Raw genomic sequence first — 15,267 nt, 5'->3', positions numbered from 1 at the left:
CAGCCAGCTTGTGACCCGTAAGGGTCCCGAGGGTTCAAATCCCTCTCCCGGCGCCATCCTTTTGATTTACTTTCTTGGCCTGACGGCCGTGACCTTGCTGTTTATGATGTCACCGTCCCTGTCGAGCGCGTCCCACGCAAGCGATCTGACGCCGGACGACTGTGCAAAAGTAATCTTGAACTTGGCCGTCTTGCCAGCCTTTACAGGGCTGCTGTCAGTCGTAAAGGTGACAGAGTCGCCGTCCTGCGATATCTTGGCCTTCCACCCTGTAGGGCCGGCAGCAGAGCTTATCTTTACCTTGTCGATCTTTACCTCCAAGCCGTAGACGGGCGCGTCGCTCCCATTGGGGTTCTTGAGCGACAGCGTGATCGCCTTTGTCTTTTCGCTCATGGTGGCTATCATGCCGAGCTTTGCGCTGTAGGATTTTTCTCCTTCGCCACCTGCTGCTGGCGGCGGCTGCACGGCTGGGGCCGGCGGGGCAACAACTGCACCAGCGGCGGCCTTGCCGACATAGGCAAAGGTCACAGTGCCTGCCCCTCCTGCGTATGTGGCCCTGACCGTGAACTCTTTGCCCTCATACTCGGGCCCTGCATAGATGTCGTACCTGCCCTCAAAGACCCTGACCCTGTTCAGCGGAACCTCGATGCTGTTCAAGAGCCTGCCGTCGGGGTACAGGAACTCGACCGTCACAACGCTCTCGCCTGCCACTATCGACGACGAGTTGCCTACAAACCTTATCTCGTCTGCAAACCTGTACGAGCGCGAGTCGAGGCTGACGGATACCCTGGGGACGCTTTTGCCTTCTGCCGCTGGCTGCGGGACCGTGCCCCTTTCTTCCTCTGCCGTTATCGACGAGAACTCGTCGCTCTGGGCGTTGACAGACGCCGACGCTATCCTGCTGTTGCCTGCGGTGGGGTGGGCATACACAAAATGGAACGGGGCAGTGTGGCCCGCGCCTATCTTGGCCGGGCTTGTGAACGCGGCGTCGGCGCCCACGACCCTGCCTGCGCCGTCGTAAAAGGCGCCTGCCACCACCACGTCTGTAGAGCCGCGCAGGCCAGTGTTGGCGACCTGCCCCACAAGGTGGTACTGGCCGGAAGCGTCGTAATAGCTGTCGGTTATCCTGACCTGGAGCGTGGCTTCCTTCTGCGCCCAAGCCGCGTCCCACTCGACATCTATCCTGTAGCCTGCCGCCCTGGCGCTCTGCTTGCCGTCTGCAAGCGTGACTGCAAACGGCGACTTTTCGCCCTGCCTGAGCAGCCTGATGTAAGCATCGCCGGAGGCGGTTGCCACCTGAGCGCCGGCAGGGTCAAGGAACGTGACTGTCACCCTTGCGTTTGCGGCCAGGCCGGGACCCTCGTTTTTCAGCTCGCCCACGACCCTGTACATGCCCGAGTTGTCGAGCGCGCCAGAGGAGCCCGACACGGTGACGCTGCCATCGGTAGCCGCGTGTGCGCGCAAGGGGAGAAAATGCTGCTGGCCTGCCGGCGACACTGCTGCCATGACTGTTGCCGCTAAGAGCGCGGCCGCCATCATCATCGCTACCGCCGCTATCTTCAACTGGTGCTTTTATGGCTGGCCGGTATTAAAACAGCTGCATATGTGTGTGTATTATCACTATTACTGCCTAGCCCTCTTGGCTATCGACGCGGCAAACGCTCCCGCCCCAACCCCGTTGTCGATGTTCACCACCGCAAGGCCGAGCGTGCAGCTCTGCAGCATCGACGCCAGTGCCGCAATGCCTTCCCCGCCAAACCCATAGCCCACCGATGCCGGAACGCCCACCACCGGCACGTCGACCATGGACGCCACCACAGACGCCAGTGCGCCTTCCATCCCTGCCACAACGACTATGGCGCCCACCTTTTGCCCAAGCATGTCCTTGAGCGCCGGAAAGAGCCTGTGCATGCCTGCTATCCCTACGTCGTAGCTTGTGACGACTTTGCAGCCCATCGCCTCCGCCACGAGCCTGGCTTCCTCCGCAATGCCGACGTCAGACGTGCCTGCAGCCATTATCCCTACAGTCCCTTCTTTTCTCGCCTCCTGCCTGCCAGCTTTTCTCGCTTCTTCGTTTGTTGAAAAAGAGACAAGGATCGTCGTGCTGTTCTTGCCTGCCTCCACCTGCAGCCCCTTTCTCTTCAGAGCCTGCACCAGCTTTTTCAGCTCCTGCTTTTTTATTCTGCTCACGACCACGCTGCCGTTGCGCCGGGCGGCTGCTTCGGCTATTTTCAGCGTGTCGGCGTATTCCTTGCGCTCGGCAAACACTATCTCGGGCAGGCCCTTGCGCACCTCCCTGCCCACGTCAAGCTTGGCGATGTCGCCTATGCGCTCTATGGAGTGCATGGCGATCTCTTTTTGCGCCTCCTCAAACGTGATGGCGCCCCTTGCAAACCTGTCCAGTATGCTGCGGAGGTCTGGCAACAGGGCAATGTCGTGGAAAAAGGGATAAAAGGTTTGTTCGTTCTTTCTTCTTTCTTCCTTCTTGCTGCTGGCGGGCTGTTAGAGGGGGAGCGCCTTTATCGCTTCCCTCACGCTTGCGACGCCCTTGTTAAAGACATCCTGCTCGGCGCCGTCCAGCTTTAGCTCGATCACCTTTTCCACGCCGCCTGCTCCTATGACGGCCGGCACGCCTATGCACAGGTCGGAGACGCCGTACTGCCCGTCCAGATAAGCGGACACGGGTATGACCGTCTTTTTGTCCCTTGCCATCGATTCCACCATGGTTGCAACAGCGTTGCCCGGCGCATAGACGGTGGCGCCCTTTAGCGCGATGACCTCTGCAGCCACCTTTCTCGTCTTTTCAAATATCTCGGCCGCCTTTTCCTTTGAGATAAAGTCGTGGAGCGGTATGCCGCCTATCGACGAAAACCGGGTGAGTGGAAGCATGTTCTCGCCGTGCTCAGAGATGACCATTGCCTGTATCGACTCCCTCGAAACACCCGTCGCCTCCTGTATAAAGCTCTTGAACCTGGACAGGTCGAGCATGCCTCCCATGCCCATGACCTTCTGCTTGCTGGAGGAGCCTATAGCCTTCATCGCCAGATAAGTCATCGGGTCGAGCGGGTTTGTGACCACTATTACAGTGGCGTCTTTTGCAAAAGAGGCGATCTTGCCTGCAACGTCTTTGACGATGCCTGCGTTTATCTTTAAAAGGTCCATCCTGGTCATGCCCGGCTTGCGGCCGACGCCTGCCACCAGCACGACATAATCAGAGCCGCGCATGTCTTCATAGTTGTTCGAGCCCCTTGCAAGCGAGTCAGAGCCGCACTCTGACAGCTGGTGGTTGATGTCCATCGCCTCGCCCTGCGGCAGGCCCTGGACGATGTCCAGGAGCAGTATCTCGTTTGCAAGCTCCCTCAGGCCGCAGTTAAGAGCGGCAGAGGCGCCCACTTTGCCCGATCCAATGACTGTGATCTTCATTTGAGGCACTAGCGGGCTGGATTCCTTATAAACCTACAAGCACGTACGTGCGGTCACCTTTAAATTGAGCGCGTGCATGCTCCAAACACATGTCCAAGGGCGGCAAGCGCGACGACAGCTATTTTGCAGCCGACAGGCGCAGAAAGAAAAAGTACATGATGATAGTGATACCGGCCGTCATCGCCGTGGCAGTAATAGGGGTGGTGGCAGCCCTCCTGTACCAGCCGCCCGAAGTTCTGGCCGTGAGCGGGGTCGAGTGCCACAGCCGCGAGTTTAGCAACTACCACGTCCATTCGCACCTCGACGTGTTTGTGGACGGGCAAAAGCAGCAGGTTCCTGCGCAGGTGGGCGTTCTCTCGTCGCCGTCCTGCCTCTTCTGGCTCCACACGCACGGCGCCGACGGCACGATACACGTGGAGGCGCCGGAGCAAAAGAGCTTTACACTGGGCCAGTTCCTGGACATCTGGGAGCAGACACACACGGGCTCGGCGGCGTTCTTTAACGCAGTCTCTGACAAGACAGTTACAGCGTACGTCAATGGCACGCAGTTTGGCGGCGATTACAGAGACATCCCGCTAGAGTCGCGCAAGCAAATAGTGCTGGCGTACGGCGCGCCTCCGGCAGAGATACCCGACCACGACTTTGGCAACCTGACCTGACCTAGCACGGGCAAGAAAGAAAGAGAAAAAGCAAAAATATGATATAAAGCACCGTACGATAAACCTGCGTGAACAAGGTCGCCGTCATCGACTGCCAGGTCGCAGGCATAGCCGGCGACATGCTGCTGTCCGCGCTCGTGGACGCAGGCGCAGACAGGAAAAAGGCAGAAGACGCCATCTTTGCCTGCAACGGTTTTCTGAAAGGCAGCAGGATAAGCAAGGTGTCTTTTGAAAAGGTGGTGACGCACGGCTTTACCGCGACGCAGCTGCAGATGGATCTCAAAGACGGCGTGCACGAGCGCAGGGGCTCAGAGATGCTGCGCGCCCTCGCCGGCACGTGCGACTCGCTCGGCCTTGACCAGCGCGCCAGGGCCTTTGCGCTCGACTCTCTAAAGTCAATAATATCTGCCGAGGCCGCAATACACGGTGAGGATTTCCAGAGCGTCCACCTGCACGAGGCGTCGAGCATCGACACGCTTGCAGACCTTGCCGGGTGCGCGGCCGCGCTGCAGGACCTCGGGCTGTTTGACGCCCGGGTGTTTGCCACGCAGGTCGCGGTAGGCGGCGGGACGCTGAAATTTTCGCACGGCACGGTGCCAAACCCTGCAGACGCTGTCCTGCGCATACTGCAGGGGAAAAAGTTCGTGATCGCAGGCGGCCCCGCAGGGTCGGAGCTCACCACGCCCACCGGCGCCGCGATGCTGGCCACGCTCGCCCGGGAGGGAAGCGTGGGCTATTACCCTGCCATGGCGCCTGAAAAGGTGGGCTGCGGCGCCGGCCACAAAAAGTTCGACGGCTTTGCCAACATCTTGCGCATCGTGATGGGCAGCGCGCCCCTGGAAGGGGGGCTTGAAAAGGACACCGTGTGCCTGGTAGAGACAAACATCGACGACGCGTCGGGCGAGCTCATCGGCAACGTGATAGAGCGCCTGACAGACGCCGGCGCAAAAGACGTAACGGTGATTGCCGGCACGGCCAAAAAGGGCCGGCCCGTGTACCTGGTGCGGGTAGTGTGCGATACCGCCCTGCTCGACACGGTGCTTGCCCTGCTGTTTGCCGAGTCTGGCACGCTTGGAGCCCGCGTCCAGCGCGTCGAGCGGTTCAAGCTTCCGCGCGCAGTCGTCACGGTGCCCGTCGAGATAAACGGGAGCACCTTTAACGTCCACGTCAAGGTCGCCCGCGACGCGCAGGGCGGCAAGATCATGGGCGCCAAGCCGGAATTTGAAGACATCAAGATAATAGCCGCCAGGTGCGGCATGCCTGCCAAGAGGGTCGCCGAGCTGGTCGGCGCGCAGGTGGCGCAAAAGACGGTAGCTGGTGATGGTATTCAATGAAGAGAGAACAAACGGCAGCAGCAACGACGACGACAACAACAACAACGACAAAAGACGTGTTTGCAAGGCTCGTGCAGTGGTTCTCCGATAATAATAACAACAATAACAGCAACAGCCGAGGCGACAAGAAGAGGGGAGCTATTGTGGCGCTGTCCGGCGGGGTGGACAGCGCGGTGGTGGCCCTTGCCGCGAAAAAGGCCCTCGGCCAGGACGCAGTCGCAGTGACTGCCGACTACAAGACCCTTGCAGAAGAAGAGCTTGCAACCGCCCGCAGGGTGGCGCAGGAGATAGGGATCAGGCACCTTGTGATAGAGTACGACGAGCTTGAAAACCCGGATTTTGTAAAGAACGACGGCACCCGCTGCTACCACTGCCGGACAGAGCTTGGGCAGCACCTCGTCCAGGAGGCGCAAAAGCTCGGCGGCATAGGGCTCATAGTTGACGGGACTAACCTCGACGACCTGTCGGACTACCGCCCCGGCATCAGGGCGCTGCGCGAAAACGGGGTCAGGAGCCCGATGGCAGAGCTTGGCATAGCCAAGAAACAGGTGCGGGCAATCGCAAAGGAGCACGGGCTGTCCGTCTATGACAAGCCTTCAAACGCCTGCCTGGCTTCGAGGATCCCGGCCGGGATGGAAGTCACGTACGAAAAGCTGCGCAGGATAGAGAGCTCCGAGATAGCGGTCAAGTCGATATTTGGCGTTAGGCAGGTGCGCGTCCGGGACCACGGCGACGTGGCGAGGGTCGAGGTGGGGAAGGACGAGCTGGAAAGGATGTTTGACGCCGCCAAGCTGGCGCTACTTGACAAAAAGCTAAAGGAGCTGGGCTTTGCGTTTGTCGCGGTGGACGCCGGCGGCTACAGGCAGGGCAAGCTTGCGGTGGTTGGTGGCGATCAGTAAATGGTGATGCAGCGGATATACCTTGACAACGCCGCGTCCACGCCAGTCGCAGACGAGGTGATACAGGAGATGCTGCCATACCTGAAGCAGCAGTTTGGAAACCCATCCTCGATACACTATTTCGGGCGCGAGACCACGCGGGCTATACAGCTGGCAAGAAAGCGCGTTGCCGCACTGATAGGCGCGGCCAGGCCGTCAGAGATAACGTTCACGTCGGGCGGGACGGAGGCCGACAACCTTGCAATCAAGGGCGGCGCCGAGCGCATGCGCAGCACGCTCCAGAGGGATCACGTCATCACAAGCTACCTGGAGCACGACGCCGTGATAGAGCCGTGCCTCGACCTTGAGAGGCTAGGCTACCGGCTCACGTTCCTGCCTGTCAGCCCGGACGGCACCATCAGGCCGTCTGACCTGAAAGAGGCGCTGACGCCTAGAACCGCGCTTGTGAGCGTCATGCTCGCAAACAACGAGGTGGGCACCATCCAGCCCGTAAAAGAGCTGGCCGCGCTGGCTCATGCTGCAGGCGCCCTTTTCCACACGGACGCGGTGCAGGCGGCAGGCAAGATACCGGTCGACGTGCAGGACCTGGGGGTGGACATGCTGTCCATGTCGTCGCACAAGATAAACGGGCCCAAGGGGGTCGGCGCGCTCTATGTCAGGCACGGCCTTGAAATACTGCCGCTCATCCACGGCGGGGGGCAAGAGTCGGCTCTTCGCTCCGGCACCGAGAACGTGCACGGCATCGTCGGGTTTGGCAAAGCCTGCGAGCTTGCAGCCGCGCGCCTGCCAGAGCGCCAGAAGCAGGTCACTGAACTCCGGAACCACCTGATAAAAAGGGTGCTTGCCGAGATACCGCACAGCAGGCTCAACGGTTCTTCTGGAAGCAACAGCAGCCGGCTGCCGGGCAACGCCCACTTTACCTTTTTCGGGGTGAACGGGGAAGACCTGATAATAAAGCTGGACGAAAACGGCATAGCCGCGTCGACAGGGTCTGCCTGCTCTGTGAAAAAGCAAAAGCCGTCCCACGTGCTCAAGGCGATGGGCTTTTCCTACGAGGAGATAACCGGCTCGCTCAGGCTCAGCCTGTCATGGCAGAACACCCGGGAGGAAGTGGACAGGGCAGTCGACGTGCTGGCGCAGGTGGTGCACGAGCTGCGCTCGCTTTCGCCCTTCAAGTCCAAGTACACATAGAGGCTCTGCTGCCCGATATTTAGTCGTCTGCTGTAGAGATGTGGAGCAGCACAAGCAGGATGAGCAACGCTACCAGGAGTACCTGGCCGTGCACCTGCATGTTGAACAGCCGCGCTCTTGACGAAGTGAACCTCATCAGCGCCCCGCTTGCCACCATGACCGTCATCACGAGCGCAAGCGAGATCGATATCCCGTCAGCCCCGCCTGACAGAATGAGCCCGTGGGCCATGCCCGCAGCGTACCCTATCAGGTTCATGGCCATGTGAAAGTTCAGAGCTGGCTTGTAGGCCAGGGTGAGGGATCTTGTCATCCCGCCGGAGCCGACAATCGCTATCATGGCCCTTCTTGACAGCTTGTATGCGACAAGCGACCCGGTGCCAAGGGTGCCGGCCCCGATGGCGGCCCACCCAAGCGCAACCGCCCCTCCGCCTCCTCCCTCCTCGCCGTCTTCTGCGCGGGCCTCGGGAAACCCTGCTGCTGCGACAGTGGAAAAGACTATGACGGCAGCAGCAACTATTACAAGAAATAGGTGGCGTCGCCTGGTCGCCAGCATAAGGTTCTCACCAAAAAATTAGGGGAAGCGGGCCGGGACAGACGACCTCTTGCGGCCTGCAAAGATCCTGTATGCGGTGTAACCTATCGTCCCAACCACTGCAGCTATCACGCCGTACAGTATCAGCCCCGATAGCCCTCCGCCGAGAGCCGCCCCTTCAGAGTCGTCGTCCTCTCCAAATTCTCCTTCGCTCTCCCTTTCGCCTGCGCCTGCACCCTCTCCGCGCTCTCTGTCGCCGACGTTCTCCCCTCTCTCGCCTTCTGCTGCTGCCACCTCATTTGCAGACGCCGCACCGTCACCGCCTTCCCTTTCATTCCCGTCGTTGCTGTTGTTGTCGTCGTCTTCGCCATCGTCTGCAAATGCCGGTATGGCGTTCCATCCCGCTCCTGCTGCAGCAACTGCTCCTGCCAGAAGGAACGCTGCCAGGGTGCCTGCCAAAAGTACTTGTTTGTCCATGGTTATCCTTTGCAGCCTGGACGATATTAAGCCCGAATTAACAGAGTTGCCGGACCCCTTAACTTTGTTAAGTGCCAGAATATAACCGGGCTTTCAAAAGAGTCCCCCATGGGCGACCCGCCGTCATCTCCCTCTTCGTATTCTACCATACTTGCCACCAGGTACGGGAAGGAGGCCGTGCGGCTCATACGCTCTGCGACGCGCTCCCTGACGTACGTCATCTATGTCACGGCCGCGCTGGTCGTCTTTTCCCTGCTCGACCTGTTTGGCGTCCTCTACCGCCTGCAGCTCTATTCAGAGATACAGCACGACTACATAATATCGGTGATGGCCCTCATTCTGCTCGGCGTGCTCTTTCCGCTGGTCTGGAGGGTTCTCAAGGCAAGGATGGCCCTCGACTCCTGGCAGGGCATGTTCGAGCAGGGGTCTCTGCGGATGGGCATAAGCATGGCAATGGCGCGCCGGGGCAAAGGCGAGGCCCTCGTCGCTGTGGCAGAGACCGTGGAGGAGCTGGAGCCGTTGAGGCAGTATCTTGCAACAGCCGGGACCTCGAAATTCACCGATGCAAAGGTCGCAGGAGGAATCGTATTTGACGGCCTTGTGGACGAGGGCATGGTGGAAAACGAGGAGCTGAAAAGGCTTTTGAGGGAATACGGCGCAATCGTCCTGGCTGTGACAGACGTTGCAAACGCTTCAAGCGTTGCCGAGTTCCGCCAGCGCATCAAAACGTATTCTGCCAGCACGGGCCGCAGCGTGGGCATCGCAGTGATGGTGGCCCGGGAGGTAACAGGCGAGGCTGCTGCTCGCCAGGCAGCAGGCGGCGAGATCCTGCTGGTGGAAAAGGCCGATGGTGGTAATCCTTGAGGAGGGGCCGGCGCGCCCGCTGCGCACCAGCAATTTACTTTAGGGTGGTACTACAAGGGTTATAGGTTGGCTGACGGCCGAAAGAGGTTCTCTGCAGAATACACCATGTTCTCCATACTGGAGTACATGTACGCCCTGCACCAGCCTGTCAGCAAGTACCACATCACCACCAAAGTTCCGGGCATCAGCTCCCAGCGGCCAGACAGGGTCTCGCAGATAGTCGACATGCTTGAAAAGAACGGCTACATCGAGGCCATGCAGACTGCAAACGCCACCTACTACCAGATATCGCAGAAGGGCAGGGAGGCTTATGACCGGTGGATAAAGGAATTCCTCGATTTCATGAGGTCGCTCTAGGCCGAAACGCCGAGATGCCGGCTGCAGCCAAAATCCCCCACCAAGACGGTGGTGTTTGGGCCGAAAATCTTTTTATGCCATGACGCGCCGCTGCTACCTCATATGGCGGCAACCAAGAGATCATCATCGTCATCGGTTCCAAAGATAGGACAAAAGGCACCAGACTTTGAACTTCCAGACCAGGATCTGAAGATGCAAAAGCTGAGCGACTACAGGGGCAAAAAGACCGTCCTTGCCTTCTTTCCAGCAGCCGAGTCGTCCGTCTGCACCAAGGAGATGTGCACCATCCGCGACTCGCTTGACGAGCTGCGCGACTATGGCGCAAACGTCCTTGGGATATCCGTCGACGGCCCGTTTGTCAACAAGGCGTTTGCCAACAACCATCACCTGAATTTCCCTGTGCTGTCCGACTATGCGCGCAAGGTGATAAAGAAGTACGGCATCGTGATGAAAAAGCTGGCCGTGATGGAGGACTATAACGCGGCCAAGAGGGCTGTCTTTATCCTGGACAAGGACGGCAAGGTGCGCTACAGGTGGGTGTCTGACAACCCTCTCGTAGAGCCAAACTATGCCGAGATAAAGGAATTCCTGAAAAACAACTAACAACAGCAACTTTTTTCCCTATCTTTATTCCTGATGCACAATCGTTATATACAAAAACCGGCTCCCTCTCATAGGGAAATGCACAAAAAGGAGCCGCCGTCACCACCACCGTCTCATTCGTCGGGCATCCGTTTTACCTTTCTGGCTGCGCTCTTGGCGGCGGCTGCCATATTAGTCGCCGCAGCCGGCTTTGTGCCGCCGGCGCCTGCGATGGGGCAGGACTCGCTCGGGTTTGGCGACAACGTGTCGGTCCAGGTCACCAAGGGGTCCGAAAAATTCTGCGGCAAGCCTGCAAGCGAATACAACCTGGTGGTGGGCACGGCAGCCGACGACGTGCTGGTAGGCACGGACGGGGACGACCTGATCCGGGGGCTTGAGGGCAACGACAGGATAAGGGGCGGCGCAGGAAACGACTGCATCATTGCAGGCGACGGCAACGACACGGTGTTTGGCCAGACCGGCGACGACACGATATTTGGGGGCGCCGGCCATGACGTGCTGTCTGGAAGGGATGGCAACGACAGCATCTATGGCGAGGCAGGGAACGACCGCATCTGGGGCGGCCAGGGCGACGACACGCTTGACGGCGGCGAAGGAAAGGACAGGGTGTTTGGCAGGGACGGCAACGACAGCATAGCCGGCGGCGACGGGAGCGACACGCTGGTAGGCGGCGCAGGCAACGATACAATAAACGGCGGCAAAGGGAACGACAAGATCGCAGGCAGGGAAGGCAACGACAGGCTCGCCGGCGAGGCCGGGATGGACAGGATGACAGGCGGCGCAGGCAACGACGACTCGACAGACGGCGGCCCCGGCAGGGACACCTGCTTTGACAGGGACGGCGCGGCCCCTGTAAACTGTGAAAAATCGGTGGCGGCCATCAAGGAAGAAGCCGACGAGCAGGATCCAAACGAGCTGATCGCCGAGTAAACTAATTCTTTATTTTTATTTATTCTATGACGGCCAGCACGTCGTTACGGGCCACGCTGGAGCCCTGCTTTACCTTTATCTCTTTCAGGTTGCCGTCCTTGTGAGCCTTGACTGCCACCTGCATCTTCATAGATTCCAGCACCACGATGACGTCACCCTTTTTGACCTCGGTCCCGGGCTTGGCCGAGATGTTGACCACCCTGCCCGGTATCTGGCTTGTCAGGTTGCGGTCGCCGCCCCCTGCTCCGCCAAGCGCCGACGCCTTTTCAAGCACCTCTGTCAGCTTGGAGTGCTTTTTCAGCGTGACCGGCTGGCCGTCTATCATCAGCCTCACCTCGGCGCTGTTTGACTGCAGCACCTTTGCCTGGTGGAACGTGTTGTCCAGCATGAATTCGAACTCGCTGCTGCCTGTCTTTAGCAGACGGATGGAATGTTCTTTGTTACCTATCTTGACCAGCACCGAGCCGTTCTCGGCTGTTCTCAGCACCTCTCCGCTGAACATCTGGGCCACGTCGCCTATCTTGAATTCCATTTTTCTCTAGCTCGCCACCTTTGGAGTCATCTTCCACCTTGACTGCTTGCTGCTACTACCGTTATTGCTGCTCTGAGTAGTGCTGCTGCTCCTTTTTACAAGCTCGCCGTGCAGCAGAGCGGCTGCCACCGCAGCCGGCGCGCCCTTGGCCGCCCTCTCCTTCACTTCCTCATTCATTTTATCGAATACCTTGAACCGCTCCAGATAGTCAGTCGACAGCTCGCCCTTGATAAAGTTCTCCTCCTCCATTATCGTCCTGTACAGCGGGATGGTGGTGTTGATGCCCTCTATCGAGAACTCGTCAAGGGCGTTCCTCATCCTGACCCTGGCCTCGTCAAAGTTCCTGCCCCACGCAAGCAGCTTGGCCGTGAGCGAGTCGTAATAGCCGGAGACGTTGCAGCCCGGATAGAGGTAGGTGTCGACCCTGATCCCTGGACCGTAGGGTATGTTGCAGTTTGGCACGATGCCTGTCGAGGGCGCAAAGTCGTAGAACGGGTCCTCTGCGTTGATGCGGCACTCGATGGCGCAGCCGTTCATCTTCAGGTCTTCCTGCTTGAACGGTAGCTCGCCGCCTTCCGCCACGTGTATCTGCAGCTTGACAAGGTCGAGGCCCGTCACAAGTTCCGTCACGGGGTGCTCCACCTGGAGGCGCGAGTTTATCTCGATAAAGTAAAAGTTGCCCTCCTGGTCGCGCAGGAATTCTGCTGTCCCTGCGTTCAGGTAATCTACCGCGGCTGCGGCCCTCACGGCTATCTCGCCAACGCGCTCGCGCGTCTTTTGGTCGACCACCGGCGACGGCGACATTTCGATGAGCTTCTGGTGCCTCCTCTGGATGGAGCACTCTCTTTCAAAGAGGTGCCTGCCGTTCCCATGCGAGTCGCGTATCAGCTGGAACTCGATGTGCCTGATCCTCTGCAGGTATTTCTCTACAAAGAGCGCGGCCTTGCCAAATGCCGCTCTGGACTCGGCAGACGCCATCTCGAATTCCTGGCGCAGCTGCTTTTCGTCCTTGGCAAGCCTGATGCCCCTGCCTCCGCCGCCAAACGCCGACTTTAACAAAACGGGGTAGCCGGCCTCGTGCGCAATGTCTGCCGCCTTTTCCACGTCTTCGATGATACCGTCGCTCCCCGGGACGGTTGGGACCTTGGCCTTTTTCATGACGGCCTTGCACTTCATCTTGTCGCCTGTGACTTCCATCGCCTTTGCCCTGGGGCCTATGAATATGATGCCGTTCTTTTCGCACGATTCGGAGAAGTTCTCGTTCTCGGACAGAAAGCCGTATCCGGGGTGGATGGCGTCGACTCCTGCCGCCTTGGCAGTCTCGATTATCCTGTCCATGTTGAGGTAGCTTTGCGCCGGAGCCGCCGGGCCGATGTGGTACGCCTCGTCAGCCCTTTTTACGTGGACGGCCCTCACGTCCTCGTCAGAGTATATCGCTACAGAGCGGATGCCAAGCTCCTTGCACGCCCGTATCACGCGGAGGGCTATCTCGCCCCTGTTTGCTATCAGGATGCTCTGGATTTTTTTGCTCTTGGCGGTCATGCGATCAACACTCCCCTCCTCTCACCAATCATTAAAGGTTGATGTTCCCGTGCTTTTTCCACGGCCTTGCCTCCTTTTTGTTGGCAAGCGCCTCGAGCGCGCGGATTATCATGGGCCGAGTCTCCATCGGGTCGATTACTGCGTCGATGATGCCCCTCTCTGCAGCCAGGTACGGGTTTGCAAACTTGTCTCTATAGTCTTTGGCCAGCTTTTTCTTCATGGCCGCCGCGTCGGGCGCGTTCTTTAGCTCTTTCCTGTGGATTATGGTGACTGCCGCCTCGGGGCCCAGCACCGCAATCTCGGCGCTTGGCCACGCATAGTTGACGTCTGCGCGCAGGTTCTTGCTGCCCATGGCGATGTATGCCCCTCCGTACGCCTTGCCCACGATGCAGGTCACCTTGGGCACGGTCGCCTCGCAGTAGGCAAAGAGCATCTTGCTCCCGTGCCTGATGATGCCGTTGTGCTCCTGGTCGGTGCCGGGCAGGTAGCCGGGCGTGTCCACCAGGGTGACGATGGGTATGTTGAATGCGTCGCAGAACCTGATGAACCTTGCGGCCTTGTTGGCCGAGTTGATGTCAAGCGCGCCAGCAAGGTACATGGGCTGGTTTGCCACTATGCCGACCGTCCTGCCGCCCATCCTTGCAAAGCCGACGATGACGTTTTCGGCAAACAGCTCGTGGACTTCGAAAAAGTCGCCGTTGTCCACGACCGACTTGATTATCTCCTTCATGTCGTACTGCTGGTAGGGGTTCTCGGGCAGAAGGTTGATGAGGTTGGGGTCGACCCTGTTTGGATCGTCAGAGACCTCTGAAGCCATCGGGGGCTCCTCTGCGTTGTTCTGCGGCAAAAACGACAGCAGCTTCTTTATCTTGTCAAAGCAGTCGTACTCGTTCTTGGCGACAAAGTGCGCCACGCCGGACTTGCTGCCGTGCGCCCTTGCGCCGCCAAGCTCCTCAAACGACACGTCCTGGCTCAGCACCTCCTTGACCACTTCGGGGCCGGTGACAAACATCTGGCCGACGTTCTCTACCATGATGACAAAGTCGGTCATCGCCGGCGAATACACGGCGCCGCCGGCGCACGGGCCTATGCTTGCGGTTATCTGCGGTATCACGCCGGAGGCCATCGTGTTTCGGAAGAATATGTCGCCATAGCCGTCGAGGCTGTTGACGCCTTCCTGTATCCTCGCTCCCCCAGAGTCGATTATGCCGATGATGGGGCAGCCGACCTTCATGGCATGGTCCATCACCTTGGTTATCTTTTTGCTCGTCATCTCGCCAAGCGAGCCTCCAAGAACTGTAAAATCATAAGCAAACACAAAGACCTGCCTGCCGCCGACGGTCCCAAAGCCCGTTACGGCGCCGTCGCCGTAGAACTTTTGCATGCTCGGGTCGTCGCTCCTGTGGGTGACGTACTTGTCGATCTCGACAAAGCTTCCCTCGTCGAGTAGCAGGGCGATCCTCTCGCGTGCAGTCAGCTTGCCTTTCGAGTGCTGGGCTTCGACGCGCTCGGCGCCTCCTCCGCCCTCGGCAGACTTTTTCATAGCGGCCAGCCGCTTTACTTTTTCTTCGTGCATGGGAGTGTAGGTAATGCCAGCTGCTCGCTATATAAATTCATTACAGCATTTGAGTGACAATTTCTGACCGGTGGTTATTTTTCCGGGCTGCGTGCACCAACTAGCTGCGGCGCGAGTCGCTGTAAGTAACAGGTGTGACAACCATGGTTTCTTTACCTCCCTGTTTCTCTGAATTCCCTGCGTGCATATATCTGATGTCGACCGACTTTTACGCCGAGTGGACAGGAGACGACAATGATGACAATAACGATGACAATGATGGTGGTGATGATGGTGGTAGTAGTAGCAGAGATGTCCCGCTTTTTAGAAGGATAGACGAGTGCTCCATCGACGAGCTGTACTGCGCCCTTG

16 protein-coding genes are annotated in these 15,267 nt (G+C 58.9%); 8 read left to right on the top strand and 8 right to left on the bottom strand.

The window, feature by feature from the left end:
• Positions 1–66: 66 nt before the first annotated feature.
• The 3 genes from WKI84_RS11405 to WKI84_RS11395 form a co-directional block, all read right to left on the bottom strand.
• A complete protein-coding gene (locus WKI84_RS11405) occupies positions 67–1,560 on the bottom strand; it encodes an FxLYD domain-containing protein (RefSeq protein ID WP_337863681.1) in 1,494 nt (497 codons plus the stop codon).
• 60 nt (positions 1,561–1,620) lie between these two features.
• Positions 1,621–2,421: a nickel pincer cofactor biosynthesis protein LarB gene (gene larB / locus WKI84_RS11400; RefSeq protein WP_337863680.1), complete on the bottom strand. Its 801-nt coding sequence runs from the start codon at positions 2,419–2,421 to the stop codon at positions 1,621–1,623.
• Between the two features lie 78 nt (positions 2,422–2,499).
• Complete coding sequence (locus WKI84_RS11395) at positions 2,500–3,420, bottom strand: malate dehydrogenase (protein ID WP_337863679.1); 921 nt, start codon at positions 3,418–3,420, stop codon at positions 2,500–2,502.
• 89 nt (positions 3,421–3,509) lie between these two features.
• Here WKI84_RS11395 and WKI84_RS11390 point away from each other — a divergent pair, with 89 nt between their 5' ends.
• The 4 genes from WKI84_RS11390 (at position 3,510) to WKI84_RS11375 (ending at position 7,503) form a co-directional block, all read left to right on the top strand.
• Complete coding sequence (locus WKI84_RS11390; RefSeq protein WP_337863678.1) at positions 3,510–4,079, top strand: hypothetical protein; 570 nt, start codon at positions 3,510–3,512, stop codon at positions 4,077–4,079.
• Between the two features lie 68 nt (positions 4,080–4,147).
• Positions 4,148–5,413 (top strand): nickel pincer cofactor biosynthesis protein LarC, encoded by a 1,266-nt coding sequence (larC, locus tag WKI84_RS11385; RefSeq protein WP_337863677.1) that lies wholly within the window; start codon positions 4,148–4,150, stop codon positions 5,411–5,413.
• Positions 5,410–6,312: an ATP-dependent sacrificial sulfur transferase LarE gene (gene larE / locus WKI84_RS11380; RefSeq protein ID WP_337863676.1), complete on the top strand. Its 903-nt coding sequence runs from the start codon at positions 5,410–5,412 to the stop codon at positions 6,310–6,312. The genes larC and larE overlap by 4 nt, the downstream gene beginning before the upstream one ends.
• Entirely contained in the window at positions 6,313–7,503 is a 1,191-nt protein-coding gene (locus WKI84_RS11375; protein WP_337863675.1) for a cysteine desulfurase family protein, read from the top strand.
• A gap of 19 nt (positions 7,504–7,522) precedes the next feature.
• Here WKI84_RS11375 and WKI84_RS11370 read toward each other — a convergent pair whose 3' ends face one another.
• Complete coding sequence (locus WKI84_RS11370) at positions 7,523–8,056, bottom strand: hypothetical protein (protein WP_337863674.1); 534 nt, start codon at positions 8,054–8,056, stop codon at positions 7,523–7,525.
• Positions 8,057–8,074: 18 nt separating this feature from the next.
• Positions 8,075–8,512 carry a hypothetical protein gene (locus tag WKI84_RS11365; RefSeq protein WP_337863673.1) on the bottom strand — a complete coding sequence of 146 codons (438 nt, stop codon included), beginning with the start codon at positions 8,510–8,512 and terminating at the stop codon, positions 8,075–8,077.
• 108 nt (positions 8,513–8,620) lie between these two features.
• Between WKI84_RS11365 and WKI84_RS11360 the strand changes: the two genes are divergently transcribed.
• The 4 genes from WKI84_RS11360 (at position 8,621) to WKI84_RS11345 (ending at position 11,266) form a co-directional block, all read left to right on the top strand.
• The gene (locus tag WKI84_RS11360) at positions 8,621–9,376 is read left to right on the top strand and encodes a hypothetical protein (protein WP_337863672.1); all 756 of its coding nucleotides are present in this window, start codon (positions 8,621–8,623) and stop codon (positions 9,374–9,376) included.
• 66 nt (positions 9,377–9,442) lie between these two features.
• Positions 9,443–9,733 (top strand): hypothetical protein, encoded by a 291-nt coding sequence (locus WKI84_RS11355; RefSeq protein ID WP_337863671.1) that lies wholly within the window; start codon positions 9,443–9,445, stop codon positions 9,731–9,733.
• A 102-nt stretch (positions 9,734–9,835) separates the two neighbouring features.
• Positions 9,836–10,336 carry a peroxiredoxin gene (locus tag WKI84_RS11350; protein WP_337863670.1) on the top strand — a complete coding sequence of 167 codons (501 nt, stop codon included), beginning with the start codon at positions 9,836–9,838 and terminating at the stop codon, positions 10,334–10,336.
• A gap of 78 nt (positions 10,337–10,414) precedes the next feature.
• Positions 10,415–11,266 (top strand): calcium-binding protein, encoded by an 852-nt coding sequence (locus WKI84_RS11345; RefSeq protein WP_337863669.1) that lies wholly within the window; start codon positions 10,415–10,417, stop codon positions 11,264–11,266.
• Positions 11,267–11,285: 19 nt separating this feature from the next.
• Here WKI84_RS11345 and WKI84_RS11340 read toward each other — a convergent pair whose 3' ends face one another.
• From WKI84_RS11340 to WKI84_RS11330, 3 genes are read right to left on the bottom strand one after another with little or no spacing between them, the layout of a single operon-like run.
• Positions 11,286–11,798: an acetyl-CoA carboxylase biotin carboxyl carrier protein subunit gene (locus WKI84_RS11340; RefSeq protein ID WP_337863668.1), complete on the bottom strand. Its 513-nt coding sequence runs from the start codon at positions 11,796–11,798 to the stop codon at positions 11,286–11,288.
• 6 nt (positions 11,799–11,804) lie between these two features.
• The gene (locus WKI84_RS11335; protein WP_337863667.1) at positions 11,805–13,340 is read right to left on the bottom strand and encodes an acetyl-CoA carboxylase biotin carboxylase subunit; all 1,536 of its coding nucleotides are present in this window, start codon (positions 13,338–13,340) and stop codon (positions 11,805–11,807) included.
• Between the two features lie 31 nt (positions 13,341–13,371).
• Complete coding sequence (locus WKI84_RS11330) at positions 13,372–14,916, bottom strand: acyl-CoA carboxylase subunit beta (protein ID WP_337863666.1); 1,545 nt, start codon at positions 14,914–14,916, stop codon at positions 13,372–13,374.
• Positions 14,917–15,267 lie beyond the last annotated feature (351 nt).

The organism is Nitrososphaera sp. (assembly GCF_037447015.1).
Taxonomy (GTDB): domain Archaea; phylum Thermoproteota; class Nitrososphaeria; order Nitrososphaerales; family Nitrososphaeraceae; genus Nitrososphaera.
The sequence above is the reverse complement of the archived record's forward strand: the minus strand, read 5'-3'. Positions and strand labels throughout refer to the sequence as shown.